Origin of the sequence: Kitasatospora sp. NPDC093679 (genome assembly GCF_040683455.1) — a bacterium.
Taxonomy (GTDB): Bacteria; Actinomycetota; Actinomycetes; order Streptomycetales; family Streptomycetaceae; genus Kitasatospora; species Kitasatospora arboriphila.
Map to the genome: position 1 here is coordinate 25,593 of NZ_JBFBDW010000001.1, position 25,736 is coordinate 51,328.

Sequence of the window (25,736 nt, forward strand, 5' to 3'; positions counted from 1 at the left end):
GCCCGTGGACGGCGGGGCGGGAGCCGAACCACCGTCAGTGCTCCTGTGCGGCGTGGATCTTCGCCCAGGAGCGCGGCTCGGCCGGCGCCGCCGTCGGGCGGGCACCGGGGGCGGCCGTGGACGGCACCGCACCGCGGGCCGGCCTGGCCAGGGTGTAGAGCCAGGTCTGCAGCAGGTCGCCCAGCGGCCGGCCGGAGACCTGCTCGGCGAACCGCCGGAAGTCGGCGATCGTCGCACTGCCGTACCGGTACTCGGCCGGCCAGCCCTTGAGGATCCGGAAGAAGGCGTCGTCGCCGACCTCGGTGCGCAGCGCCTGCAGGGCGAGCGCGCCGCGGTCGTACACCGCGCCGTCGAACTGGTGGTCCGCGCCGGGGTCGCCGGGCTTCACCGACCAGAACGGGTCGTCCGCCGGGTGCGAGGAGTACACCCAGTCGGCGAGCTCCTGCGCGGTGCCCTCGCCCTCGTGCTCGGACCAGAGCCACTGCGCGTAGGTCGCGAAGCCCTCGTTCAGCCAGATCTCGCTCCAGCGCCGCACCGAGACGGTGTCGCCGAACCACTGGTGGGCCAGCTCGTGCACCACCACCGAGGTGTTGGAGCCGCGCGAGAACTGCCGCGGGCTGTAGAACACCCGGGTCTGGTTCTCCAACGCGTAGCCCGTCTTGACGTTGGGTACGTAGCCGCCGACCGAGCCGAAGGCGTACGGGCCGAACAGGCCGGAGAGCCAGTCGGCGAGTTCGCCGGTGCGCTCGACGCTGGCGCGGGCCGCGCCGTCGTTGTCGCCGAGGTCCCTGCTGTAGGCGTTGAGCACCGGGATGCCGCCGGGGCTGGTGGAGCGGGTGATGTCGAATCGGCCGACCGCCAGGGTGGCCAGGTAGGTGGCCTGCGGCTTGTTCTGCCGCCAGTTCCAGCGGGTCCAACCGATCTTCGAGCTCTGCGAGACCAGGTCGCCGTTGGAGATCACCTGGGTGCCGTCCGGGACGAGCACCGAGACGTCGAAGGTGGCCTTGTCCGACGGATGGTCGTTGCTCGGGAACCACCACCAGGCGGCCTCCGGCTCGCCGGCCGCCACCCCGCCGTCCGGGGTGCGCAGCCAGGCGGTGAAGCCGTAGCGGGAGACGGCCGAGGGGGTGCCCGCGTAGCGGACGACGACGGTGGTGCGCTGCCCCTTGGCGAGCGGGGTGGCCGGGGTGATCTCCAGCTCCTGTTCGCCGGTCGCGGCGAACTTCGCCGGGCGGCCGTCCACCAGCACCTCGGAGACGTCCAGCGCGAAGTCGAGGTCGAAGCGGGAGAGGTCCTGGGTGGCGGTGGCCAGGATCGTGGTGGTGCCTTCCAGCCGGTCGGTGGCGGGCTGGTACTTCAGCCGGACGTCGTAGTGCGAGACGTCGTAGCCGCCGTTGCCGTAGGTGGGGTAGTAGGCGTCGCCGATGCCCGGGGAGCCGGCGGCCGCCGCGGCCGCCGACGCCGGGTCGGCGAACAGCAGGACGGCGGCGGCAGCCAGGGAGACGATCGTCCTCGTGCGCACAGGGGTCCTCCAGTGCGGTCGGGGTGCAGTCGGATGACGGAGGGTCGGTTCGACCCTCCGTCAGGCGCGCCTCAGTGTCACCTTGATGACGTGTGCATGCAAGGACGCCTTTCGGCCGACCGGCCGACATCCGCCGCACCCCGGACGGCCCCGGACCACTGCCCCGGACGGCCCCGGGCCGCCGACCCGCCGCCGAGGACCCTTCCGGTCCGTCACCCGGGGGGCGTCACCCGCCGGCCGGTGCCGGGTCCTGCCCGGACGGGCCCTCCAGCGCCGCCGCCAGCCGCAGCCAGCGGGCCGCCTCCGCTGCCCGGCCCTGGCGCTCCAGGGTCCGCCCCAGCATCAGGTGCGCGTACTGCTCGACCGGGTCGCGCGCCACCACCTCGCGCAGCTGCTCCTCGGCCCGCCCCAGCTGGGCGGAGTGGTAGTAGGCGCGGGCCAGCAGCAGCCGCGGGCCGACCTGCTCCGGGTGCTGCTCCACCACCGGGGCGAGCAGCTTCGCCGCCTCGGCGTACTCCTTCGTGTCGAAGTACAGTCCGGCCCAGCGCCACTGCTCGGCGGTCTCGCCCGCCAGGTACTCGTGGAACACCGTGCGACTCCTCTCGGTGCGTGTCCGTCCCCCGTCCGGTCCGCCTCGGGACCGATCGGTTGAACGTTCACCGACAGGGCGGCATTCCCGCGGCCTCGCGGAGGGCCGGCCCCGGGTTGTCCCGCCTGCGCCCGCGGGCGCACGCTGGAAGCGGGACCCGCCACGAGGAGGTGCGCGATGCACAACCAGTGGGACATCGAGCTGGTCTTCGAGGAGGACGGTGTCAACACCGCCTGCGACGCCCGGCTGCGCGGCTCGCACGCACCCGGCCTCAGCGGCCACGGCGAAGCGGTGAAGAGCCGCGACGACCGCCCGCTGGCCCGGATCGGCGAGGAGGTGGCCGCCTCCCGCGCACTCGACGAACTCTCCCGCAAACTGCGCTCGGTGGCCGACGGCGAGATCGCCGACGAGGGCCACCGGCCGAACTACCTCATCTACTGACGGCATCCACCGACGGCATCCACGACGGAGGACCGGCTCCGCCGGCCCCGCCCGGACCGTCACGCACCGCGACCGGACGGGCCGCCGTCGACGCACACCGGCCGCCCGCCGGGTGCGCCGACGACGCGCCCGCACACCCGCACCCTGCGTGACCGGCCCGTCCGTCCAGCGATGTGACCGCGCTCACCTCTTGGCCCGGCGGGGCAGACCGGGGTACACATGGGCGTATGGTCCGATTCAGGGACCGATCCCGGGCCCCGTCGGTCCCCGACTCCACCGGTCGACGTCCGTGGTCGGCGTTGCGAATGCGCTCCGTCGCAGGCCAGGTGTTCGTCCTCCAGGTCGTCATCGTGCTGCTCCTGGTGGTCGCCGCAGGCGTCGAACTGGTGCTGCAGTCGCGCCGCGACATCACCCGCGAGGCGGCCAACCGCTCGCTCGCCGTCGCCCAGGCCTTCGCCAACTCGCCCGGCATCATCGAGGCGCTCAGCACACCCGAACCCACCGTCGTCCTGCAGCCGCGGGCCGAGGCCGCGCGGGTCACCTCCGGCGTGGACTTCATCGTCGTGATGAACACCGAGGGCATCCGCTACACCCACCCCATGCCCGACCGGATCGGCAAGAAGTTCGTCGGCACCATCGCCCCCGCCCTCGCCGGGAACACCGTCATCGAGAGCGTCAACGGCACCATCGGCCCGCTCGTCCAGGCCACCGTCCCCGTCAAGGAGACCGACGGCAGCGTCGTCGGCATCGTCTCGGCCGGCGTCCGCAAGGCCAAGATCGCCGACACCGCCGACCAGCAGCTGCCGCTGCTGCTCGCCACCGCGGCCGGCGCCCTCGCCCTCGCCACCATCGGCACCGCCCTGGTCGGCCGCCGCCTGCGCCGGCAGACCCGCGGCCTCGGCCCCGCCGAGATGACGCGCATGTACGAGCACCACGACGCCGTGCTGCACGCCGTCCGCGAGGGCGTCCTCATCCTCGACGGCTCCGGGACGATCCTGCTCGCCAACGACGAGGCCCGCCGCCTGCTGCCGCTGCCCGCCGACACCGAGGGCCGCAAGGTCGCCGCCCTCGGCCTCGACCGCCCGCTCGCCGACCTGCTGATCTCCGGCGAGACCGTCACCGACCGGGTGGTCAGCGCCGGCGAACGGCTGCTCGCCGTCAACGTCCGCGCCACCGACATCCACGGCGGACCGCCCGGCCGGGTCGTCACCCTCCGCGACTCCACCGAACTCCAGGCCCTCTCCGGCCGCGCCGAACTCGCCGGACGCCGCCTCAAACTGCTCTACGACGCCAGCGGCCGGATCGGCACCAGCCTCGACGTCGCCCGCACCGCCCAGGAGCTCGCCGACTCCGCCGTCCCCGTCTTCGCCGACTTCGTCACCGTCGACCTCGCCGAACCCGTGCTGCGCGGCGACGAACCCGGCGGCACGCCCAGCATGATGTTCCGCGCCGGCCACAGCGGGGTCCGCCCCGACTCCCCGTTCATCCCCGTGGGCGAGCCCGTCCCGCTCGTCCCCGACACCCCGCGGGCCCGCGCCATGGCCTCCGGCGACGCCGTCCTCGAACCCGACCTCACCGCCGCCTTCGCGGCCTGGCAGCACTACCACCCCGACCGGGCCACCGGCGTGCAGGAGTACGGCGTGCACGCCCTGCTCACGGTGCCCCTGCAGGCCCGCGGCGTGGTGCTCGGCATGGCCAGCTTCTGGCGCTCCGACCGGCCCGAACCCTTCGACGAGGACGACCGCTCCGTCGCCGAGGAACTCGTCGCCCGGGCCGCCCTGTGCATCGACAACGCCCGCCGCTACACCCGCGAACACGCCATGGCCGTCACCCTGCAGCACAGCCTGCTGCCCGGCGGCCTGCCCGACCAGAGCGCCCTCGACCTCGCCTACCGCTACCTGCCCGCCCAGTCCGGCGTCGGCGGCGACTGGTTCGACGTCATCCCGCTCTCCGGCGCCCGGGTCGCCCTGGTCGTCGGCGACGTCGTCGGCCACGGCCTGCACGCCGCCGCCACCATGGGACGGCTGCGCACCGCCGTCCACACCTTCTCAGCCCTCGACCTGCCCCCCGACGAACTCCTCGGCCACCTCGACGACCTCGTCAACCGCATCGACCAGGACGCCTCCCTGGACGGCGACGCCCCCATCACCGGCGCCACCTGCCTCTACGCCATCTACGACCCCGTCGCGCTGCGCTGCACCATGGCCCGCGCCGGCCACCTGCTGCCCGCCGTCGCCCACCCCGACGGCAGCGTCGAGTTCCCCGAACTCCCGGCCGGCGCCCCGCTCGGCCTGGTCGGCATGCCCTTCGAAGCCGTCGACATCGACCTGCCCGAGGGCAGCCACCTCGTCCTCTACACCGACGGCCTGGTCGAGGACCGCCACCGCGACATCGACGAGGGCCTGGAACTCCTGCGCTCCTCGCTCGCCGCCCGACCCGGCCTCACCCCCGAGAAGACCTGCGACTCCGTGCTGGAGGCTATGCTCCCGGCCAGCCCCACCGACGACATCGCCCTGCTCGTCGCCCGCACCCGCGCGCTGCCCGCCGAGAACGTCGACGCCTGGGAGGTCCCCGCCGACCCCAGCGCCGTCTCCGGCGTCCGCGGCGAGGTCAGCCGCCGCCTGGCGGAGTGGGGCCTGGACGACCTCGCCTTCACCACCGAACTCATCCTCAGCGAGCTCGTCACCAACGCCATCCGCTACGGCGGCGGGCCGATCCGCGTCCGGCTGCTCCGCGACCGCACCCTGATCTGCGAGGTCTCCGACAGCAGCAGCACCTCCCCGCACCTCAAATACGCCGCCAGCACCGACGAGGGCGGCCGCGGCCTCTTCCTGGTCGCCCAGTTCGCGGAGCGCTGGGGCACCCGCTACACCGACACCGGCAAGGTCATCTGGGCCGAGCAGCTGCTGCCCTGAGCGCGGGCCCGGCCCGGCCGCTCACCGCATGCGGTGCTCCACCAGGTCGCGCAACTGCTCCAGGTCCGTCCGGACGGTCCGCTCGATCGCGCTCGCCAGCGCGAAACCGTGCGGCGCACCGCCGAACAGCTCCTCCACCGCCGCCGGCTCGTACTCGATCCGCACCTGCACCTGGGTGCGGTGCTCGTCCAGCGGGCGCAGCGCGAACGTGCCGCGCAGGTGCGGCTCGTCCACCGTCTCCCAGGTCATCACCCGGTTGTGGCCGCGGTCGGTGAAGAACGCGTCGAACTCCCGGTGGCCGCCGTCCACCGCCACGTCCAGACGGGCGCGGTGGCTGCCACGGGCGGAGGCGTGCAGGACGCCCTCGACGAAGCGGGGGTAGTCGGCGATCCGGTGCAGCTGGTCCCAGGCGGCGTCGGCCGGGGCACCGATCTCGATCTGCTCCTCAAGGGTGCTCATCGCTCTCCTCGCCTTCTCGGCTCCCGCATCCAGCCTGCCCCCGCCCCCGGCGGCCCCGCAAAAGACGCGGCCGGTACCGGACGCGGAAACCCGTGCGGATTCCGTGCCCGCCGCCGCCCCGGCCCGGGCCCGGGTGTCAGAGCGACGCCGCCGGCCGCGGCAGCCAGAGCGCGTGCACCAGCACCGCCGCCGCCGCGAAACCGGCGATCACCACCGCCATCGCCAGGGCCGACCCCGAACCGCCCAGACCCACCAGCGGCGCGGCCAGCCCGCCCAGCGCGAACTGCAGCAGCCCCAACAGGGCCGAGGCCGTGCCCGCGTCGTCCCGTCCGGACAGCGCCAACGCCGTCGAGTTCGGCATCACCAGCCCCACCGCCGCCACCACCAGCAGCAGCGAGCCGCACACCGCCCACAGCCCCAGCCCCGCGACGACCGCCAGCAGCAGCCCGGCCCCGCCCGACGCCGATACCGCCAGACCCGCCCGCAGCATCACCTCCGGGGACCGGCTGCGCAGCAGCCGCGCGTTCAGCTGGCCCAGCAGCACCAGGCCCAGCGCATTGCCGCCGAACACCAGGCTGAACTGCTGGGCGTCCAGCCCGTACACCTGCTGCAGCACGAACGAGGAACCGGAGATGTACGCGAACATCGCGGCGAAGGCGCACCCGGCGCCCACCGCGTACCCCATGAACCGGCGGTCGGCGAGCAGCCCGCCGAAGCTGCGCACCGTCCGGGGCAGGCCGCCGCCGCTGCGCCGCTCGGCGGGCAGCGACTCGGGCAGCGCGAGCGCCGCGGCCGCGAGCAGTGCGGCGCCGACGGCGGCGAGCACCGCGAACACCGCCCGCCAGTCGGCGAAGCGCAGCAACTGACTGCCCACCACGGGGGCGAGGATCGGCGCGAGGCCGTTCACCAGCATCAGCAGCGAGAAGAAGCGGGCCGCCTCGACGCCGTCGTAGAGGTCGCGGACGACCGCCCGGCTGATCACGATGCCCGCGGCGCCGGCCAGGCCCTGCAGCAGCCGCGCGGCGGTCAGGACCTCGGCGTCGGGCGCCACCGCGCAGAGTGCGGACGCGGCGACGTAGCCGGCCAGGCCGACCAGCAGCGGGCCGCGCCGGCCCCGGCGGTCGCTGAGCGGCCCGGCCACCAGCTGGCCGAGGGCGAGGCCGAGCAGGCAGGCGGTCAGGGTGAGCTGCACGTCGGCGTCCCGCACACCGAGGTCCCCGGCGAGGGCGGGGAGGGCCGGGAGGTACATGTCGAGCGAGAGCGGCCCGAAGGCGGAGAGCGCGCCGAGCACCATGATCAGCCGCAGGCGCCGGCCCCGGCCGGGCGCCGCGGACCCGGCGGGGGAGGCCGCGGAGGCGGTGGCGGAGGCCGCGGAGGCGGCGGCGGAGGCCGCGGAGGCGGTGGCGGACGCGGTGGCCGGGCGGGCCGGCCGGGCGGAGGCGGGGTTCATCGGCGGTCTCTCCGTCTTCTCCGGCGGTCGGCCTTCTCCGGCGGTCGGCCCGGGTGGCGCGGGTGCGGGACCGGGTGTGCCGGACCAGGGTAGCCGGATAGCTGACTGCTCAGCAATTGACTGCTCAGTCGATTCGGCAGGGCACGGCGCCGGAAACGATCAGTAGACTCACCGGCCATGGAGATCGCACCGGCGGCGGCCGGCCGGCCGTCCGGGGAACACCGGACGGCGGCGGAGCTCGCGGCGGCGGCCGACCGCCCGGCCGTCCACGAGCTCGGCCTGCTGCTGCGCGCCGCGGCCCGCCTCGACCGGGCCGTGGACACCGCGATGCGGGCCGAGTGCGGGCTCAGCCACACCATGTTCGAGGTGCTGCTGATGCTCGCCCGCGCCCGCGGCGAAGGGGTTCCGCAGCGGGAGCTCGCCGAGGGCCTCACCCTGACCAGCGGCGGCACCACCCGGCTGGTCGACCGCATGGAGCAGGCCGGCCTCGTCCGGCGCGCCCCCTCGCCCGCGGACCGCCGGATCACCCTGGTCGGGGCCACCCCCGAGGGCGCCGTGGCGTTCGGCCGCGCCTCGGAGGTGCACGCCCGGATCGTCGACCGGCTGCTGCTCGCCCCGGTCGCCCCCGACGACCGGCCGCACCTGCTGGCCGCCCTCCGCGCCGTCGTGGAGAACCCCGAGCGCTGAGACCGGGCCCGACCGGACATCCCGGACGCCCGGCGGCACGACGGCGGGACGGTCGGGCGGCCGCGGATCTCAGAGCGCCGGGTCGGTCAGCCCGGCGAAGACGCCGCAGATCTCCCGGGCGGCCTCCCGCATCCCGGTGCTCTCGTGCGGCCGGGCGACCAGCTCGGTGAGGATCAGCAGGGCCGCCTGCAGGGCCGCCATCGGCACCTCGACGGTCCGCAGGCCGCTCAGCACGTCGCTGGCCTGTTCCGCCGCACTGGTCGTCCAGCTCTGGGTCTGCTGCGGCGCCCGGACGGCGGCGGGCCGCCGCACGGCGGGGCCGCCGGCGGATCCGAACTCCTGGTGCACGAGGGGGAGGGCGAGGGCCTGCGGAGGGACGGCGGCCGGAGGGGCATCGGGCGCGGACGGGTGGCACGTGTTCATACCGGTACCAACGACGCCGCCGCGGTACGGGTGCTGCCCGATCCCGGCGCGACCCGGACGGCGGGCGGCCCGGACGGCGGCGGGCACGCCGGGCGGCCGACGGGGCCGGGCCGCGGCCGCCAGGTGCCCCACATGCACCTGGTGGCCGCGGGCCGGGAATCTGCGCCGTTCCGGCCGGGGGAGGACCGGAACAGCCGCGGGAGCCCGGTCCCGCGCCGCGGGGGGTGGCGCGGAACCGGGCTGTGTCCAGCATACGGGAGCGCTCCCATCTGCCGGCACGGGGTCCCCGGGCGTCCCGGGCCGGGTCAGCCGCCGGTCTTCTCGGTGATCTGCTTCACCACGGCGTTCCAGGCCTTCTTCGGGTCGGTGCCGTTGCGGGCGACGTCCACCAGGGCGACGTCGCTGATGGCGGCCTTGACCGCGCCGTCCATCCGCCCGATCGGGGCGGGCAGGACCGTGCGGGCCGCGTCGGCGTAGATCCGGCCGGTGGGGGCGTTGTTGAAGTACGGGTTGGTGGCGTCCTGGACGGCCTTCGACTCCAGCGCGGCGGTGGCCGAGGGCAGGTTGCCGGTCGCGGCGAACACCTTGGCCTGCTGCTCGGGGGCGGTCAGCCAGGCGGCCAGTGCGGCGGCCTCCCTCTGGTGCTTGCCGGCCTTCGGCACGGTGAGGAAGGCGCCGCCCCAGTTGCCGGCGGCCGGCGCGGGCGCGATGTCCCACAGGCCCTCGCCGCGGTCGCCCGCGTACTTGCTGATCACGCCGGTCATCCAGGACGGGCAGACGATCGTCGCGAAGCCGGAGAGGTACAGCGCTTCGTTCCACTCCGGACCGAACTGCTTGAGGCCGCTGGTGAGTCCGGAACGTGCGGCGGACACCGAGAGGTCCCAGGCCTTCCTCACCCCGGGGCTGTCCTCGTAGACCAGCTCACCGCGGGCGTTCGAGAACTGCTCGGGCTGGCTCGACAGCACGGCGTTGAACAGGCCGCCGGCCGAGTCGGTGAACATGGTCCTCGCCGGTGCGTGCGCCTTGTAGCGGCGGCCGACGTCCACGAACTTCGACCAGTCGCCGGCCCACAGCCGGCCCACCGCCTCACGGTCGGACGGGAGGCCGGCCTTCTGGAAGAGGTCCTTGCGGTAGCAGACGGCCATCGGCCCGGTGTCGGTGCCGAGCCCGACCAGCGCGCCGGAGGCGGTGGTCGCCTGGGCCGACTTCCACGGCAGCCAGGACGAGGCGTGGACCCCGGGGGCCGCCTGCAGGTCGGCGAGCTTGTCGGCGAGCGGGCCGGTGGCCTCGGAGATGTAGCCGACCTCCACGGCCTGGATGTCGGCCAGCGGCTTGCCGCCCCGGCCGGTGAGCCCCGCGGTGAGGTCCGCCCAGTACTCCTCGCTGTCCTGGGTCGCCGCCTCGGTGATGACGACCTCCGGGTGCTTGGCCATGTAGTCCGCGTACAGCCCGGCCTCGCGGTAGCCGAAGGAGCCGAAGGTGCCCACCTTGAGGGTGATGGTCTCGCCGAACGGGGACTCGGACTGCGGTGCGGCGACCGGGCCGCTGCTGCACGCGGTCAGGGCGAGCGCCACACAGCCCAGCGCGGCGGCCGCCCTGAGCAGTCGTCGGCGGCGGCGGGGCTCGGCGCCCCCCGGGGAGGGGGCCGTCCGGCGTCCGGATCCGGCCGCGGCGGGGGAGCCGGTCGTGCGGCGTCTGGTACCTGACATGTGGTGCCTCGTTCACTGACGGATCGGGTGGGAGGCGCCCCACGGGCCCGGCGGGAACACCTGGGGAACACCTGGTGGGAGCGCTCCCAGGACCTTGCTGGCACCGTCCGGTGCCTGTCAAGGGTTCGGCGGGGTCGGCTTGCGGCGGAACGCGGCCGTTGCGCATGCCGGATCGGCATGGGCCCTTTGCGAAGGGGGCCGGACGCGGGCGGGCGGCTGGCGGACCGTCGGCGGCGGGCCGTCTCGGTACGGCCCGCCGCCCGCGGGTCCGGGCGGCTCGCGCCCGGCCGCCCGTCAGTCCTGCGCGTCCTCGGCCAGCACCACCAGCGTCCGGTCGGCCGCCACCAGGCCGTTCAGGGTGCACCTGACCTCGGCCACCACGCCGGAGAAGGGCGCGAGGATGCGGTTCTCCATCTTCATCGCCTCGACGACGACCAGGACGGCTCCTTCCTCGACCCGGTCCCCGACCGCGCACGGCAGGCCGACGACCACCCCCGGCATGGTCGAGCGCACCTCGTTGCCGACGGCGTCCGCGTCGCCCCGGGCGAAGGTCGGGACGTCGAGGGCGGTGCGGTACCCGTCGACGGTGATCTCGAAGCCGGTGGGCGTGCGGACGCCCCACCACGCGCGGTCGCCGAGCGTGCCCCGGTACAGCCCGTCCCGGTGAGCGACGGTCAGCTCGAAGGACCGTCCGTCCACCGTGCCGCGGACCCGTCCGGGCCCGACCTCGGTGAGCCCGGCCTCCCACTCCCGCCCGGCGGCGCGGGTCACCACCCGGCCGAGCGGCGCGACCGGGTCCAGCGCGCCCCGGTCGAGCGCGCCGGCGGCGCCGTGCCACGGCGAGGCCGGACCGCCGGGCAGGGCCGGCACCTCCATGGCCGCGGCGCACGCGGCGGCCCGCCAGGCGCGCTCGACCCGGCCGGCCTCCGCAACGAACCCGTCGACCAGGTGGGTGTCGAGGCGCCCGGCGACCACCCGCCGGTCGCGCAGCAGGTCGCCGAGGAAGCCCAGATTGGTCGTCAGGCCGACGACGGCGGTGGCCCGCAGCGCGTCCGTGAGGGTGCGCAGCGCCGCCACCCGGTCCGGTCCGTGCGCCACCAGCTTGGCGATCATCGGATCGTAGAAGGCGGAGACCTCGCCGGCCCGGTCGAAGGCGGCCTCGACCCGGACGCCGGCCGGCCACTCGACGCGCTCCGCCCGGCCGGGCGCGGGCCGGAAGGCCTCGTCCGGGTCCTCGGCGTAGACGCGGCACTCGATCGCGTGGCCGGTGGCGGTGATCTCGTGCTGGGCGAGCGGCAGGCGCTCCCCGGCGGCGACCCGCAACTGCCACTCCACCAGGTCGACGCCGGTGATCTCCTCGGTGACGGGGTGTTCGACCTGGAGCCGGGTGTTGGCCTCCAGGAAGTAGAACCGGTCGTCGGCGTCGAGGATGAACTCGAACGTCCCGGCGTTCACGTAGCCGAGCGCCCCGGCGCCGCGCACCGCCGCGTCCAGCATCGCCGCGCGGACCCCGGCCGGCAGGCCCGCCGCCGGCGCCTCCTCGACGATCTTCTGGTGGCGGCGCTGCAGGGAGCACTCCCGCTCGAAGAGGTGCACCACCGAACCGTGGGTGTCCCCGAAGACCTGCACCTCGATGTGGCGCGGACGCGGCACGTAGCGCTCGGCGAGCAGCCGGCCGTCGCCGAAGCTGCTGCGGCCGAGCCGGACGGCCGCGGCCACCGCCTCGGCCAGCCGGTCGGGGTGGTCGACCACCTGCATGCCCTTGCCCCCGCCGCCGGCGACCGGCTTGAGGATCACCGGGTAGCCGATCCGCCCGGCGTCGGCGGCCAGTTGCTCCGGCGACTCGGTGGCGTGCTCGGAGCCCGGCAGCACGGGCACCCCGGCGGCGGCCATCAGCTCGCGGGCGGTGGCCTTGTCGCCCATGGCGGCGATCATCCGGGCGTCCGGACCGATCAGGACCAGGCCCGCCCCGGCGACGGCCGCCGCGAACGCCGGGCTCTCGGAGAGGAACCCGTAGCCGGGGTGCACGGAGTCGCAGCCGGTGCGCAGCGCCGCGTCGACCAGCGCCTCGATCCGCAGGTAGCTGTCGGCGGCGGGGCCGGGGCCGAGCCGGACGGTGTCGACCGCGCCCTCCAGGTGGGCGGCCGAGCGGTCGGCGTCGGAGTGGACGGCGACGTACTCCACGCCGAGGCGGCGGCAGGTCCGGGCGATCCGGCGGGCGATCTCGCCGCGGTTGGCGATCAGAACTCGTTTCAGCATCGTCATCACATCCTGAACACGCCGAAGCGCGTCTCCTGCTGGGGACCGTCGGCGGCCATCGCCAGGCACAGCGTCAGCCACTCGCGGGTGTCGGTCGGGTCCACCACGGCGTCCACCCACATCCGGGCCGCGTAGTACAGCGGGTGCGACTGGCGCTCGTAGGTGTCGATGATCGGCCGCTTGATGGACTCCTCCTCCTCGGCGGAGAGGGTCCGGCCCTCCTTGGCGAGCTGGTCGCCGCGGATCAGCGCCATCACGGTCGCGGTCTGCTCCCCGCCCACCGCCGTCGACTTGGCGCTCGGCCACATCGCCATCATCCGCGGGCCCATCGAGCGGCCGCACATGGCGAAGTTGCCGGCGCCGAAGCTGCCGCCGATCACCAGGCTGAACTTCGGCACCCTCGCGCAGGAGACCGCGTTGACCAGCTTGGCGCCGTGCTTGGCGATGCCGGCCGCCTCGTACTCGGCGCCCACCATGAAGCCGTTGATGTTGTGCAGGAACAGCAGCGGGAGGTCCCGCTGGACGCACAACTCGATGAAGTTGGCGGCCTTCTGGGCGCTCTCGGGGAACAGCACGCCGTCGTTGACGACCACACCGACGGGGTAGCCGCCGACGTGTCCGGTGCCGCAGACGATCGTCGGCCCGTAGCGGCTGCGGTACTCGGTGAACTCGCTGCCGTCGAGCAGCCGGGCCAGCACCTCGCGGGCCGGGATGTGCTCGCGCAGGCCGGCGCTGACGATGCCGGGCAGTTCGGCCGGGTCGTACAGCGGCGGGCGCGGCTCGCGCGGCGGCCCCGACACGGCCCTGCGGCTGTTGCGGACGGCGATCTCCCGGACGAGTTCCAGCGCGTGCTCGTCGTTCTCGGCGATGTGGTCCGCGACCCCGGTCACCCGGGTGTGCAGGTCGGCGCCGCCGAGCGTCTGCGCGTCGACGACCTCGCCGGTCGCCGCGCGCACCAGCTGCGGCCCGCCGAGGAAGATCGTGCCGTTGCCCCGGACGATCACCGCCTCGTCGCACATGGCCGGGATGTAGGCCCCGCCCGCCGTGCACGACCCCATCACTGCGGCGATCTGCGGCAGTCCGAGGGCGGACATCTCGGCGATGTTCCGGAACATCCGGCCCAGGTGGTACTCGTCGGGGAAGAGGTCCTCCTGGAGCGGCAGGTAGATGCCGCCGGAGTCGACCAGGTAGATGCAGGGCAGGCCGTTCTGCCGGGCCACCTTCTGGGCCCGCAGGTGCTTCTGCACGGTCAGCGGGAAGTACGTCCCGCCCTTGACGGTCGCGTCGTTGGCGAAGACCATCGTCGGCCGGCCGCCGACCGTGCCGACCCCGGTGACCAGGGCGGCGGACGGGACGGGTTCGTCGTACACGTCGTGCGCGACCAGCTGCCCGACCTCCAGGAACGGGGTCCCGGGGTCCAGCAGGCGCATCACGCGCTCGCGGGCGGTGAGCTTGCCGCGTTCGGCGTGCCGGCGGTGGGCCTTCGCGTCGCCGCCGGCCAGCGCGGCCGCCCGGGCCTCCGCGATGATGCGGCGCTTGTCGTCGAAGGCCGCGGCGTTGCGGCGGAACGTCTCCGACGTGGTGTCGATGTGGGAACGGAGTGTCGTCATGGGACCTTGCTGATCGCTGTGGAGTACGGGGGGGCTTGCGGCCGGGGCGGGCGAGGATCAGGTACGTGGGTGTGCGGGGCGCGGGCCGTGCCGGCCGACCAGCAGCAGGGCCGCGGCGCTGAGGCCGGTCGCGACGGCCGACCAGGCGAGGTCCGCGTGCAGCAGGACGGCGGCGGTGGCGGCGACCCCGGCGACGGACTGCGCGAGGAAGCCGCACAGGGCCACCGCGTAGGCGCCGTGCTCGGTCACGGCACTCACCGCGACCGCCATGCTGCTGGGGAACAGCGCCGCCTGGCCGAAGGTGGTGGCGCAGTAGAGCGCCACGAACACCGCCAGCGCCGCCGTCGTCCCGAGATCCGGCACCAGCCAGAGCGCGACCGTCAGCAGCCCCGAACCGGTCATCACCAGGGCGCCCAGGCGCATCAGCCAGGACGATCCCACCGTGGCGACCAGCCGGTTCACCAGCAGCGCCCCGGCCAGGTACGCCAGGCCGAACAGCAGCCCCAGGTCGCCGTACTCGCCGGTGGTCAGGCCGAAGTGCTGCTGGGTCACGAAGGGCGCCACCTCCTGGAGCAGGACGATGGTGGCGAACCCGAGACCGCCCGCGACGGTGGGCAGCAGGAACTGCCGGACAGCCAGGATGCCCAGGTAGATCCGGACCATGCCGGCCTGCTCCTGCCGGCCGCGGCCCGGCTCCAGCGGGAGCGTGAGCACACCGACCGCACCCGCCGCACCGACGGCGGCCAGGACGGCGAAACCGGCCCGCCAGTCCGCGTACCGGCCGATCAGGCCGCCCAGGAACTGGCCGCCGCCGAGCGCCGAGACGAACGCGACGGACAGCACCGACAGCCGGCGGGCGAGCGCGTCGCCGCCGCCGAGGTCCCGGACGAAGATCCGGGCGATGATGGCGGCGCCACCCGCACCGACGCCCTGCACGGCGCGCAGCACCAGCAGCGCGGTGACCGAGCCGGCGGCCGCGAGCAGCGCACTGGAGCCGGTGAAGAGGGCCAGCGAGGCGAGCACCGCCGCCCGCCGGCCGTACCGGTCGGCGGCCCGCCCCCAGAACACCACGGGGGCGGCCGCGCCGACCACGAACAGCGAGACGGACAGTGCGGCGAGGCTGCGCGAGACGCCCAGGTCCCGCTCGACGGCCGGCAGCGACGGCAGGTAGACGGTGGTGGCCATCTGGGCCATGAACACCAGCACGCACCCCACCAGCAGGGTGCGCCGCTCAGGCCGGGGCGCCGCCACCGCGGGCGGCTGCGCCCGGAGCACCGCCCGCGGCGACCCGTCAGACATGGCTCGCCCGCAGCTGCCGGAGCCGGTGGCAGAAGTCCTCGATCTCCGCCGTACCCATGTTGGCGCGCAGCATCAGCCGCAGGCCGGCCTTGCCGCGGGCGATCACCGGGAAGAAGATCGGCGAGGCGTAGTAGCCCTGCTCCAGGAGGGCCCGGCCGAGGGCCACGGTGGCGTCCTCGGAGCCGATGTCGACGAACCGGATGGGCAGCCCGTCACCGGCCCGCGCCGTCGGCAGCAGGCTGTCGAACAGGTCGACGTTCTGCTGCAACCGCTTCTGCAGCAGGCCGAGTTCCTCGGAGCGGTGCAGCTCGGCCGAGGCCATCACGGCGCCCAGGCCGGCCGTGTTGATCCGCTGCGACCACATCAGCGGCCCGCCGTTGCGCAGCGCGACGTCGCGGCGCTCCCGCGAGCCCCGCGGGCCCAGGAAGATCGCGCCGCCGGAGGCGCCGAAGCCCTTGTTCAGCGAGGTGATGATCAGCGTCCGGTCGTTGATCGCGCCCATCGTCTCCAGCACGACGCCGCGGCCGTTGGCCCCGACCGTGGAGATGCCGTGGGCCTCGTCGAAGAACAGGAACAGGCCGTACTTCTCCTGCAGCCGTAGCAGGTCCGCGACCGGCGCCCTGCCGCCCGTGCTGTAGACGCCGTCGGCGACGTACGCGACCCGGGGGTGCTTGCGGCAGAGGTCCTCCAGCGCGTCCAGGTCGTCGTGGGCGACGGTGACGACCTGCGTCTCGTCGGCGACGTTGGCCTTCATCGCGTTGAGGCAGAAGTGGGCGTTCCTGTCGAACACCATCAGCGGCGGCGTCCCGCCGGTGAGCAGCCCGGAGGCGAGCAGCGGCAGGGCGGCCCAGGCGGCGGCCGCGCAGGAGGCCACCGTGACGGCCTCCACGTCGAACAGCTCGGACAGCGCGTCCTCGGCGTCCCTGAGGGCGGCGAAGCGGATGCGCATCCGGGAGGTCGAGGTGTTGAGCGAGCCCTCGGCGAGCACCGCGTCGGCCGCCGCGCGGACGAGCTTCGGGTGCGTGTCGAGGCCCAGGTAGGAGTACGAGGACATGTTGACGAACTCGTGGCCGTCGGCGAGCGACCGGTGCCGGCCGTCGCCCAGACCGGCGGCGACGATGTCGAACATGCCGGCCTCGGTGGTGGTCTCCCAGAAGTCGTGGCTGATCCTCGCCGACTTCTTGATGTTCATGAACGCGTGCATGGCGGTGCTCCGTGGGGAGGTGACAGGGGGGAAGGGGCGGCCGGGGCGGGCCCGGTACGAGGCCCGGCGGCCTCCGGCGGCGGGCTCAGGCGTACTCGTAGAAGCCCCGGCCCGCCTTGCGCCCGAGCAGGCCGGACTCGACCATGCGCGACAGCAGCGGGGACGGGGCGTACAACGGCTCGCGGAACTCGCGGTAGAGGGCGTCGGCGGCGGCCGCGACCACGTCGAGGCCGACCATGTCGCACAGGCGGAGCGGACCCATCGGGTGGCCGCAGCCCAGCTGCATGCCCCGGTCGACGTCCTCGGCGGAGGCGAATCCGGACTCGACCATCCGGACGGCCGCGACCAGGTACGGAACGAGCAGGGCGTTCACCACGAACCCGCTGCGGTCGCCGGACGGGATCGACACCTTGCCCAACCGGTCGGTCAGGAAGGCCTCGACCCGCCGCCGGACCGCGTCGTCGGTGAGCAGCGTGGGCACCACCTCGACCAGCGGCATCGCCGCGACGGGGTTGAAGAAGTGGACGCCGATGACGCGCTGCGGGCGGGTGGTGGCCCGGGCCAGCCGGGTGATGGTGATCGCCGAGGTGGTGGAGGCGAGCACGGCGTCGTCCTCCACCACCTTGTCGAGGGTGCGGAACAGCTCGGTCTTGAGCGCCTCGTCCTCGGGAACCGCCTCGACCACCAGCTGCCGGTCGGCGAGGTCGCCGAGGTCCGTGGTGAAGGAGATCCGGGCCGTCGCCGCGTCCCGCTCCTCAACGGTCAGCCTCTCCTTGGCGACCCGCCGGTCCAGTGCGGCGGCGATCCGCGCCGGTGCGGAGCGCAGCGAGGACTCACGGGAGACCGCCACCCTGACGTCCACCCCGGCGACGGCGCACACCTCGGCGATGCCGGAGCCCATCGCGCCCGAGCCGACCACGCCGACCCGCTCGACGCAATGGAAGCCGTCGTCCTGTGAAATGCCCTCCGCCGCCGAATTCTTCCGCCTGGCCGAGCTGAATGCGTGCACCACGTTCTCCGGGTTCTTCGAATGGAACTCGCCGGGTCGGATCGTGTCCGACCCGGCGGTCGAAAAGACTTCCAACGCATTGCTCGCACTGTCAACCGGCAATTATTTGCCGATTCACCGATCCGGACAAAAGCACACAGGGCGGCGAACCGGAAAATATTTGCCGGTCGCCGCCCGTTGAATCCTGTCCGAATCTCCCTGTATTCAGTTGACGACGACGAAACGCAGACCCTGGTGCCCCGCCGGAATCAGGACCTGGGTCACCGCATCGATCACATCGGGGGACACGTGCGGCAGCCGCAGCCGGAAGAGGTGGCCGTCCCGGTTGGCGACCACGCACGTCCGCTCCTGCCAGAACCGGCGGCACGTCGGGTCCCGCAGGACGTCCGTGAGCAGGGCGGCCAGCCCGGGGTCGTCCGGGTGCTGCGCCATCGCGAAGCGGACCATGGCCAGGTACATCCGGGCGTGCTGCGGCCAGTCGAGCATCTGCTCGCGCGCTTCGTCGGACGTCAGCCCCCAGCGGATCAGGTTGGCGTCCGGGGCGAGGACCCAGGGGAACCACTCGGCCATCGCCCGGTTGTGGCCGATGACGTTCCACGAGCTGTCGGTCAGGTAGGCGGGCCTGGGCATCTGACGGTCCAGCAGCTCCTGCAGCGCGTGCAGGTCGGGAGCCCGGCCCGGGACGGGCGGGGCGACGTACGGGGTGCCGCCGAGGGCGTACAGGTAGAGCGTGGCGCGCTCGTCGGCGTCCAGGACGAGCACGTCGGCCAGGCCGGCCAGCACCCGGGGGTCCAGGCGCGGCAGGGTGCCGCGCTCCAGATCCCGGTACCAGCGCTCGCTCATGCCGACCCGCCCCGCCACGTCGACCTGCGGCAGGGGCTTGCCGAGCCCGAGTCTGGTGCCGGCCCTGCTGCGCCAGCTGCGCAGCAGCACGTTCAGTCCGGGCAGGGCCTCGGCACGGCGGGCGGCGGATTCCTCGGGCGGCATCTGGGTATTTCTCCGGTCTCGGTCCGATGTTCCGGCGTACCGGCCCCTCGCCCGCGCCCGCAGCTGTGGCTTGCGCCACATTCGGACGGTTGAATTCGAGAACGCCGGAGACCCGGCCGACTCCCGGCCCCGGGAGCGGTCGTCGCGGATCCCGAAAATCCCCCCGGGACGGATGTGCACGTCACGCCTTTCCCGGATTCTACCCCGGTCGATCCGGGCTCCCGGCTGCCCGCGAACGCGGCACCGATTCCGGGTTTCCCGCCGGCCCCGCGGGCCGCCCGCCGCGGTCCTTGAGGCGGTGCTTGAGGGCGAGCAGGGCGCCGGTGGGGCCGTGCGGCAGCAGCAGGGTGGTGTCGTGGCGGTCCACCGCGCCGAACCGGTACTTGTAGGGCTCGGTGCCGCGCAGGAAGTCGAAGGTGTGCAGGCCCTGCTCGGCGCAGGCGCGGACGGCCTCGGAGATCAGCACGGTGCCCAGCCGCAGCGGCGCCCAGCCCACGTCCCAGCCGATCTGGTAGTAGGCGAAGGAGCCGTTCCAGCGGAAGCCGTACAGCGCGCCGACGGTGCGGCCGTCGTGCTCGGCGAGGCAGAAGGCGGGGCCGTCGCCGCCGGGCGCGGTGGTGGCGGCCGAGCGTTCCAGCAGCCGCAGGTGGAGCGGGCGGCGCCGGGCGTCGAAGGTGGTCGGACGGCCGAGGGCGGCGCGGCGCAGCCGGTGCAGGTCGAGGACGGCGTCCAGGTGCTCGGGCCGGGCCTCCTGCGGCGGCACCCAGCGGAAGGCGACCCCGGCGGCCTCCAGCTTGCGCCGGTAGCGGCGCACGGTGGAGCGGAACCGCCGTGAACCGAGCGCGTCGTGGCCGCCCGTCAGGTCGGCGCGCGGGCAGGCCGGGCGGGCCACCGGGCGGGCCGCGGCGGGCAGCGCGGCGGCGGCCTGCGGGTCGAGGTCGGGCAGCCAGAGGGTGGTGCGCCGGGCTTGCGCGGCGAGCCAGTCGCGGACGTCCTCCCGGCGGTGCGCGGCCACCGCCGGCCCGCAGTGGTCGGCCGCGCCCGGGCCGGAGCCGAGCAGGGTGAGGCAGCGGGCGGTGAACGGCAGCCGCGGGTGGAGGCGGAGCCGGGTGCGCAGCAGCGGGAGGACGGCCTCGACGCCGCCCTCCGGGCCGCGCCAGACGGCGACCTCGGCCCGGTCCGCCGCCGGGCTGTCCGCCCCGAGCGTCTCCCACCAGGAGAGCACCCACTCGGGCGTGGCGAACCACGATCCGTGCGGGTCGGCGGCGACCAGGCGCCGCCAGCCGTCGGCGGGTTCGCCGTCGAGCTCCGCCGGCGCGCGGTGGACCTCGGGCCGGCCGGCCGGTGTCGCTGCGGTCATGCGGATCTCCCCCTCCGGCCCGGTGCCCCCGGACCTGGTCCTCCTCCGGTGTGCCGCGCCCGTCAGCGGCCGGCGGCGAAGGCGCGGAAGGCGGGCTGCAGCGGCGAGTGGCGCAGCACGGTGTCGATCCGGTTCCTGCGGATGTCCGCCGGGGCCGTCCTGTCGGCGCCGCCCCCGACGGCGTGTTCGTCCGGCACGCCGCCCCCCTTCGGCCGTCGCTCCGCACCGTTGCGGGCAGCCCGGTCCGCGGTCGTCCGGGCGCAGCTGATGCGACGTCAACGGAATCGGACTTTACCACTCCTTGACCTTTCGGTCGGGGGATTCCTGGGAGTTCGCTGGACGCCCTTGACCTGGGGTGAATACGGAGGAAACTGGTGAATACACCGGAATACCGGACAGAGCCGCACCGCCGACGGAGACGTCCGACGGCCGTCCGAGTGACCCTGATCCAGGCTCTGGCGAGACCCCCGGCGGGTCGATGGGCGACACGTGCAGGAGACGACGGTCCACGTACGCGAACGACGCACCGAACGCCGGGGATCGTCATGTCCGGGGCCGGGAGGTGGCCCACGCGCCCCTTGGGGCATCAGGCGTCCGTCCAGTCGCCGGAGGCGACGGGGGCGGGGGCGGAGAGCAGCGCGGCGGCGACCCGGGGGCCGGCGAGGTAGACCCAGGCGTCGGTCTCGGTGCCGTCGGCGAGCCGGACGGCGAGGCGCTCGCGCACGTACTCGCCGAGGCCGTCGGGCGTGCAGTCCTCCAGCCGGTCCAGGTCGGCGAGCACCCGCGGGTACAGCGCCGGCGGCACGCTCACCAGCTCGCCGCGGACCCGCTGCCCCGGGCAGGGCACCACGTACGGGTAGCCCGGGCCGTGGTGCAGGGCGGCGCCGTCGAGGACGGCGCCGCGCACCTCGGTGCAGCGCCCGGCCAGGTGGCGCCGGTGGTTGCGGTGGCCGGGACGGAGCGTCCCGTAGACGAAGAACGGCAGCTGGGGCGGCACACGGCCCTCCTGGGGAGTCGGGGGTCGCAGCACCGTACCCGTCGGAGTGCGCCCGGTGTCAGCGGACCCCGTGCGGCCGGTACCGGATGCCGATCCGCGGCCCCACCGGGCGGGTGGTCCTGGGCGCGGCGTACTCCCAGGTGCGCCGGCGGCTGCCGCCCGTGACCAGCAGGTCGCCGTGGCCGAGCAGCCGCCGGACGGCCGGGCCGCCGCCGCGCGGGCGCAGCAGCAGCGGGCGCGGCTCGCCGACCGGGACGACGGCCATCACGGTGTCCTGGCGGCCGCCGCGGCCGAGCCGGTCGCCGTGCCGGGCGACGCCGTCCCGGCCGTCGCGGTAGTGGCACAGGCCGGCGGTGGCGAAGGGCTCGCCGAGTTCGTCGGCGTAGTGGGCGCCGAGCGCGGTGCGGGCGGCGGCCGGCGCCGGGTGCGGCAGGGCGTCCGGCCCGGCGGCGAAGTCGTCCTCGCCGTAGAAGGCGAGCAGTCGGGGGACGTCGACCACCCGCTCGTACACGGTCCGGCGTTCGGCCTGGCAGAGGACCTCGGCGGCGAGCCGTTCGAACAGCGCGCCGGCACCGCGCAGCCCGGCTGTTCGTCGATCCAGGCGCCGTCGCCCGGTACCGTCCGGCGGGCGCCGTCCAGCGGGCCGGTGCCGGTTTCCTCGGCGTCGTCGAACAGCGAACCCTGGAGGTGGGGCATGCGGCCGGCCTACGCCCCATGGGAACATCTGTGCGAATAGCGTGGAGGCGTGTCGACCGGTCCACCGCGCGGACGAGGTTTGAACCCGGCGCACCGGCGCCAGGAAACGGGGATGGACCGACCCTCGCCCTCCGCCCCGCTGCGACTCTCCGACGAGGTGGCCACCGCCCTCGCCGCCGGCACCCCCGTGGTCGCCCTGGAGTCGACGATCATCGCCCACGGCCTGCCGCGCCCCCGCAACCTCGCGGTCGCCGTCGAGCTCGAGGACCTCGTCCGGGCCGGCGGCGCCGTCCCCGCGACGATCGCCGTCCTCGACGGCGTCCCGCACATCGGCCTCGACAAGGACGCGCTGGAACGGATCGCCACCGACGGGTCGCTGCGCAAGCTGGGCTTCCGCGAGCTCGCTCCCGCCGTCGCCACCGGCGCCAGCGGCGCGACCACCGTCTCCGGCACGGCCTTCCTCGCCGCCCGGGCCGGCATCCGGGTGTTCGCCACCGGCGGCCTCGGCGGCGTCCACCGCGACTGGACCACCAGCCAGGACGAGTCCGCCGACCTCGGGCTGCTCGCCCGCACCCGGATCACCGTGGTCTGCGCCGGCGTGAAGTCGATCCTCGACGTACCGGCCACCCTGGAGCGGCTGGAGACCCTCGGCGTCGCCGTCCTCGGCTACCGCACCGCCGAGTTCCCCGGCTTCTACCTCACCGGCTCCGGCCTGCCGCTGGACTGGACACTCGACGACCCGGCCCAGGTGGCCGCGGTGATGCGGGCCCAGGACGAGCTCGGCGGCGCGGAGTCCGCCCTGGTGGTCGCCAACCCCGTCCCGGCCGCCGAGCAGCTCGACCCGGAGCTGCACGACCGGGTGCTCGGCGAGGCCCTGGCCGCCGCCCGGGCCGCCGGGGTCACCGGACAGGCCATCACCCCGTTCCTGCTCGCCCACCTCACCGAGCACACCGGCGGCGCCTCGCTGGAGGCCAACCTCGCGGCGGTGCGCGGCAACGTCCGGCTGGCCGCCGGCATCGCCGTCGCCCGGGCCGCCGAGCAGGCGGGGCGGCGGGGATGACCGCGGGCGCGCTGCTCGTCGTCGGCGAGGTCGTCACCGACGTGGTCGCCCTGCACGAGGGCCCGCTCGCCCCGCACACCGACACCGCCGCCCGGATCGCCGTCCGGCCGGGCGGCGCCGGGGCGAACGCGGCCGCCTGGGCCGCCGCCGGCGGAGCGCGGGTGCGGCTGCTCGCCCGGGCCGGCGCCGACTCCGCCGACTGGCACCGGGCCGAACTCGCCGCCGCCGGCGTCACCGCCCACCTCGCCGTCGACCCGCAGGCGCCCACCGCCGTGGTGATCAGCCTGGTCGACGGGCGCGCCGAACGGACCCTCGTCACCGACGGCGGCGCCGCCGTCCGCCTCGGCCCCGAGGACTGGTCGGACGACCTCCTGGACGGCGCCGCCCGGCTGCACCTCTCCGGCTACCAACTGCTCTCCGGACCCGGCCGCGCCCTGGCCGCCCTCGCGGTGCCCGCCGCCCGCGCCGCCGGACTGCCGGTCAGCGCCGACCCGGCGTCCACCGGCTTCCTGCAGCGCAGCGGCCCGGCCGCCGTCCGCGAGGCCTTCGCCGGCATCGGCCTGCTGCTGCCCAACCGGGCCGAGGCCCACCTGCTGGCCGGCACCGGTGACCCGGTCACCGCCGCCGAACGGCTCAGCGCGTTGCACGGCGAGGCCGTGGTCAAGCTCGGCGCCCAAGGGGCGCTGGTGGCCGCGGGCGGCCGGGTGCTGGCCCGGGTGCCCGGGGTGCCCGGCGTCGCCGCGATCGACTCCACCGGCGCCGGCGACGCCTTCACCGGCGGACTGCTGGCCGCCCGGCTGGCCGGCGCGGACCCGGTGGAGGCGGCCCGCGCCGGCTGCCGGTCCGGGGCGGCCGCGGTCGCCCTGGTCGGCGCCCGTCCGCCGGCCGCCCGCCCGCGTCGGGACGTGCCCGACCGTTCCGCGCCGACCGGTCGGGCCGCCGTGCGATGATCGCCCGGTGGAGCGAGCGACGAGGGGCCGGCGACGGATGCGCAGCGGTGCGGCCGCCGCCGGGGCACTGCTGATCCTGCTGGGCCCGGCCGCGCTGCCGGCCGCCGCCGACGAGCGGCCGGAGCGCCTCTTCACCGTCCACGACAAGCGGATCACCGAGTCCAGCGGCCTCGCCGCGAGCCGGGCCCACCCCGGCGTGTACTGGACGCACAACGACAGCGACGACGGCCCGTACGTCTACGCCGTCGACGACGAGGGCCGCACCGTCGCGACCGTCACCCTGCGCGGCATCAAGCCGCGCGACGTGGAGGCGATCTCGCTCGGCCCCGACGGCCGGCTGTACGTCGGCGACATCGGCGACAACCTCGACGGCACCTGGCCCGAGGTGTGGATCTACGCCTTCCCCGAGCCGGCCGAACTCCACGACCAGACGGTCACCGCCGTCCGGTACAAGGTCCGCTACGAGGACGGCCCGCGCGACGCCGAGGCGCTGATGGTGCACCCGGTCACCGGCCGCGCCTACATCGCCAGCAAGAAGCAGTCCGGCGGCGGCCTCTACCAGGGCCCGGAGGCGCTCTCGCCGACCGGCGTCAACACCTTCAAGCGGATCGCCGACGTGCCCTGGGTGACCGACGGCGCCTTCTCGCCGGACGGCCGCCGACTGGTGCTGCGCGGCTACTTCGGCTCGGACCTGTACGCCTGGGACGGCACCCCGAAGAAGCTCCGCCCGCTGGACGTGCCCTTCCAGCGCCAGGGCGAGTCGGTGACCTTCTCCGCGGACGGCACCGCCGTCCTCTACGGCAGCGAGGGCGGCGACAGCGACGTCTGGCGGCTGCGCCTCACCCAGGACGCCGCACCCGCACCGTCCGGCAGCCCGGCCGCCGCCCCCTCGGACGGCGCGCAGACGACCTCCGGCCGGGCCGCCGGCTCCGGATCCGGCGGCGGTACCGACCACGCGCTCGCCGCCCTGATCGCGGTGGTCGCGGCGATCGGCCTCGCCAAGCTCCGGTCCGGCCGGAAGAAGGGGAACTGACGATCCTTCGGATCACCGGAGGGCGCCGGGCGGGCCGGTTCGGGCCGGGCCGCCCGGTGCCCCCGCACCGCGGCGGGTGCTCAGCGGCCGCCGTTCACCACCGCACTGGAGACCGCTCCCGTGTGCAGGTTCCACCGCTCCAGGATCCGGTCGTACTCGCCGTTGCGGATCAGCCGGTCCAGCGCCTTCGCGACGGCCGTGCGCAGCTCGGGCTCCGCCTTGTTCACCGTGATCGCGTACGGGCTGGACTGGATGTGGTCGCCCGTCAGCTCGAACCGGCCGCCGCGCACCGCCGAGGTGTTGAACTGGGCCACCGGGTAGTCGTTGAGGTCCGCCACCGCCGTCCCGGCCGCCACCTCCGCCAGCGCCAGCTCGTCGTCGGCCAGCTGGTGCACGTCCAGCTTCTTGTCGTACCGGCTGCAGGCGCCCGCCTGGCGGATCGCGATCTCCGCCTGCACGGTGCCCTTCTGCACCGCGACGGCGTGCCCGCACAGGCTGTCCAGGCCGTTGATCCGCTCCGGATTGCCGGCCTTCACCAGGATCGAGGTGCTGGTGAAGAAGTAGTCCACGAAGTCGACGCCCGGCCCGGAGGTGCGGCCCGCGTCGTCGATGCCGTTCTGCCGGTCGGTGGTGTCGATCACCGCGGACATCGCCAGGTCGACGTCCTCGGACTGCACGGCCGGGATCAGCCGGTCGAAGGGCATGTCGACGAACTCGATCCGCAGCCCGAGCAGCTTGCCGATCGCCGCGGCCAGGTCCGGGTCGAGGCCGGCCGGCCGCCCGTCGGCCTCCTTGTAGTCCACCGGGGCGTAGTTGAGGTACGAGCCGATCCGCAGCACACCGGCCTTGCGGACGGCCTTCGGCACCCGGTCGCGCAGGTCGGACGAGCCGTCCGCGGCCGGCGAGACCGCACTCGCACAGCCGGACAGCAGCAGGCCGGCCGCACCGGCGGCCGCGAGGGTGCGCCCGGGCACGCGGGCGCGCCGGGGCAGGGGTGACTGGTGCATGGTGAGGGAGCTTCCTGAGGGAGGGAAGAGCGGAGGAAGACTGATGGCACTCACGCCGCCGAGGCCGCAG

23 protein-coding genes and 1 pseudogene are annotated in these 25,736 nt (G+C 74.8%); 7 read left to right on the top strand and 17 right to left on the bottom strand.

Features of this window, described 5'->3' with window-relative positions:
- Positions 1-34: 34 nt before the first annotated feature.
- Both AB0O09_RS00110 and AB0O09_RS00115 read right to left on the bottom strand, forming a co-directional pair.
- Positions 35-1,522 (bottom strand): M1 family metallopeptidase, encoded by a 1,488-nt coding sequence (locus AB0O09_RS00110; RefSeq protein ID WP_363538552.1) that lies wholly within the window; start codon positions 1,520-1,522, stop codon positions 35-37.
- Positions 1,523-1,748: 226 nt separating this feature from the next.
- Positions 1,749-2,111: a tetratricopeptide repeat protein gene (locus AB0O09_RS00115; protein WP_363538554.1), complete on the bottom strand. Its 363-nt coding sequence runs from the start codon at positions 2,109-2,111 to the stop codon at positions 1,749-1,751.
- 177 nt (positions 2,112-2,288) lie between these two features.
- Between AB0O09_RS00115 and AB0O09_RS00120 the strand changes: the two genes are divergently transcribed.
- Both AB0O09_RS00120 and AB0O09_RS00125 read left to right on the top strand, forming a co-directional pair.
- Positions 2,289-2,552 carry a DUF1876 domain-containing protein gene (locus tag AB0O09_RS00120; RefSeq protein WP_263102292.1) on the top strand — a complete coding sequence of 88 codons (264 nt, stop codon included), beginning with the start codon at positions 2,289-2,291 and terminating at the stop codon, positions 2,550-2,552.
- A 305-nt stretch (positions 2,553-2,857) separates the two neighbouring features.
- Positions 2,858-5,467 (top strand): SpoIIE family protein phosphatase, encoded by a 2,610-nt coding sequence (locus tag AB0O09_RS00125; RefSeq protein ID WP_363538556.1) that lies wholly within the window; start codon positions 2,858-2,860, stop codon positions 5,465-5,467.
- Between the two features lie 21 nt (positions 5,468-5,488).
- Here the strand turns inward: AB0O09_RS00125 and AB0O09_RS00130 are convergent, their stop codons facing one another.
- Both AB0O09_RS00130 and AB0O09_RS00135 read right to left on the bottom strand, forming a co-directional pair.
- Positions 5,489-5,926 carry an SRPBCC family protein gene (locus AB0O09_RS00130; protein ID WP_363538558.1) on the bottom strand — a complete coding sequence of 146 codons (438 nt, stop codon included), beginning with the start codon at positions 5,924-5,926 and terminating at the stop codon, positions 5,489-5,491.
- A gap of 136 nt (positions 5,927-6,062) precedes the next feature.
- Positions 6,063-7,376 carry a multidrug effflux MFS transporter gene (locus AB0O09_RS00135; RefSeq protein WP_363538560.1) on the bottom strand — a complete coding sequence of 438 codons (1,314 nt, stop codon included), beginning with the start codon at positions 7,374-7,376 and terminating at the stop codon, positions 6,063-6,065.
- A 177-nt stretch (positions 7,377-7,553) separates the two neighbouring features.
- On the opposite strand from AB0O09_RS00135, the gene AB0O09_RS00140 reads away from it, so the two are divergent.
- Entirely contained in the window at positions 7,554-8,063 is a 510-nt protein-coding gene (locus AB0O09_RS00140; protein ID WP_363538562.1) for a MarR family transcriptional regulator, read from the top strand.
- Positions 8,064-8,132: 69 nt separating this feature from the next.
- On the opposite strand, the gene AB0O09_RS00145 is transcribed toward AB0O09_RS00140, so the two are convergent.
- The 7 genes from AB0O09_RS00145 to AB0O09_RS00175 all read right to left on the bottom strand — a co-directional run bounded on the left by AB0O09_RS00145 (position 8,133) and on the right by AB0O09_RS00175 (position 17,468).
- A complete protein-coding gene (locus tag AB0O09_RS00145) occupies positions 8,133-8,411 on the bottom strand; it encodes a hypothetical protein (RefSeq protein ID WP_363538564.1) in 279 nt (92 codons plus the stop codon).
- 380 nt (positions 8,412-8,791) lie between these two features.
- The gene (locus AB0O09_RS00150; RefSeq protein ID WP_363538565.1) at positions 8,792-10,195 is read right to left on the bottom strand and encodes an ABC transporter substrate-binding protein; all 1,404 of its coding nucleotides are present in this window, start codon (positions 10,193-10,195) and stop codon (positions 8,792-8,794) included.
- Between the two features lie 294 nt (positions 10,196-10,489).
- Positions 10,490-12,454: a biotin carboxylase N-terminal domain-containing protein gene (locus tag AB0O09_RS00155; RefSeq protein WP_363538567.1), complete on the bottom strand. Its 1,965-nt coding sequence runs from the start codon at positions 12,452-12,454 to the stop codon at positions 10,490-10,492.
- Positions 12,455-12,459: 5 nt separating this feature from the next.
- Positions 12,460-14,064 (bottom strand): carboxyl transferase domain-containing protein, encoded by a 1,605-nt coding sequence (locus AB0O09_RS00160; protein WP_363538569.1) that lies wholly within the window; start codon positions 14,062-14,064, stop codon positions 12,460-12,462.
- Positions 14,065-14,121: 57 nt separating this feature from the next.
- Entirely contained in the window at positions 14,122-15,363 is a 1,242-nt protein-coding gene (locus AB0O09_RS00165) for an MFS transporter (RefSeq protein ID WP_363538571.1), read from the bottom strand.
- Positions 15,356-16,567: an aminotransferase class I/II-fold pyridoxal phosphate-dependent enzyme gene (locus AB0O09_RS00170; protein WP_363538573.1), complete on the bottom strand. Its 1,212-nt coding sequence runs from the start codon at positions 16,565-16,567 to the stop codon at positions 15,356-15,358. Before AB0O09_RS00170 ends, AB0O09_RS00165 begins: the two co-directional genes overlap by 8 nt.
- Positions 16,568-16,652: 85 nt before the next feature.
- Positions 16,653-17,468 carry a 3-hydroxybutyryl-CoA dehydrogenase gene (locus AB0O09_RS00175; protein WP_363538575.1) on the bottom strand — a complete coding sequence of 272 codons (816 nt, stop codon included), beginning with the start codon at positions 17,466-17,468 and terminating at the stop codon, positions 16,653-16,655.
- On the opposite strand from AB0O09_RS00175, the gene AB0O09_RS00180 reads away from it, so the two are divergent.
- Positions 17,455-17,757, top strand: coding sequence for a hypothetical protein (locus tag AB0O09_RS00180; RefSeq protein ID WP_363538577.1), 303 nt, complete (start codon positions 17,455-17,457; stop codon positions 17,755-17,757). The genes AB0O09_RS00175 and AB0O09_RS00180 overlap by 14 nt on opposite strands.
- Before the next feature lie 23 nt (positions 17,758-17,780).
- On the opposite strand, the gene AB0O09_RS00185 is transcribed toward AB0O09_RS00180, so the two are convergent.
- The 5 genes and pseudogenes from AB0O09_RS00185 to AB0O09_RS00205 all read right to left on the bottom strand — a co-directional run bounded on the left by AB0O09_RS00185 (position 17,781) and on the right by AB0O09_RS00205 (position 21,616).
- Positions 17,781-18,563, bottom strand: coding sequence for a helix-turn-helix transcriptional regulator (locus AB0O09_RS00185; RefSeq protein WP_344626666.1), 783 nt, complete (start codon positions 18,561-18,563; stop codon positions 17,781-17,783).
- A 199-nt stretch (positions 18,564-18,762) separates the two neighbouring features.
- Positions 18,763-19,923 (bottom strand): GNAT family N-acetyltransferase, encoded by a 1,161-nt coding sequence (locus tag AB0O09_RS00190; RefSeq protein WP_363538579.1) that lies wholly within the window; start codon positions 19,921-19,923, stop codon positions 18,763-18,765.
- Between the two features lie 62 nt (positions 19,924-19,985).
- Positions 19,986-20,120 (bottom strand): hypothetical protein, encoded by a 135-nt coding sequence (locus tag AB0O09_RS00195; RefSeq protein ID WP_363538581.1) that lies wholly within the window; start codon positions 20,118-20,120, stop codon positions 19,986-19,988.
- Between the two features lie 389 nt (positions 20,121-20,509).
- Complete coding sequence (locus AB0O09_RS00200; protein WP_363538583.1) at positions 20,510-20,920, bottom strand: gamma-glutamylcyclotransferase family protein; 411 nt, start codon at positions 20,918-20,920, stop codon at positions 20,510-20,512.
- Between the two features lie 58 nt (positions 20,921-20,978).
- Positions 20,979-21,616 (bottom strand): annotated as a pseudogene (locus AB0O09_RS00205) (alpha-ketoglutarate-dependent dioxygenase AlkB).
- Positions 21,617-21,728: 112 nt separating this feature from the next.
- Here AB0O09_RS00205 and AB0O09_RS00210 point away from each other — a divergent pair.
- From AB0O09_RS00210 to AB0O09_RS00220, 3 genes are read left to right on the top strand one after another with little or no spacing between them, the layout of a single operon-like run.
- Positions 21,729-22,676 carry a pseudouridine-5'-phosphate glycosidase gene (locus AB0O09_RS00210; RefSeq protein WP_363538585.1) on the top strand — a complete coding sequence of 316 codons (948 nt, stop codon included), beginning with the start codon at positions 21,729-21,731 and terminating at the stop codon, positions 22,674-22,676.
- On the top strand, positions 22,673-23,626 hold the full coding sequence (locus tag AB0O09_RS00215; protein ID WP_363538587.1) for a PfkB family carbohydrate kinase: 954 nt from the start codon (positions 22,673-22,675) through the stop codon (positions 23,624-23,626). Before AB0O09_RS00210 ends, AB0O09_RS00215 begins: the two co-directional genes overlap by 4 nt.
- Positions 23,627-23,663: 37 nt before the next feature.
- A complete protein-coding gene (locus AB0O09_RS00220; RefSeq protein WP_363538589.1) occupies positions 23,664-24,659 on the top strand; it encodes a hypothetical protein in 996 nt (331 codons plus the stop codon).
- Between the two features lie 80 nt (positions 24,660-24,739).
- Here the strand turns inward: AB0O09_RS00220 and AB0O09_RS00225 are convergent, their stop codons facing one another.
- Positions 24,740-25,666: an ABC transporter substrate-binding protein gene (locus AB0O09_RS00225; RefSeq protein WP_363538591.1), complete on the bottom strand. Its 927-nt coding sequence runs from the start codon at positions 25,664-25,666 to the stop codon at positions 24,740-24,742.
- Between the last annotated feature and the right edge of the window lie 70 nt (positions 25,667-25,736).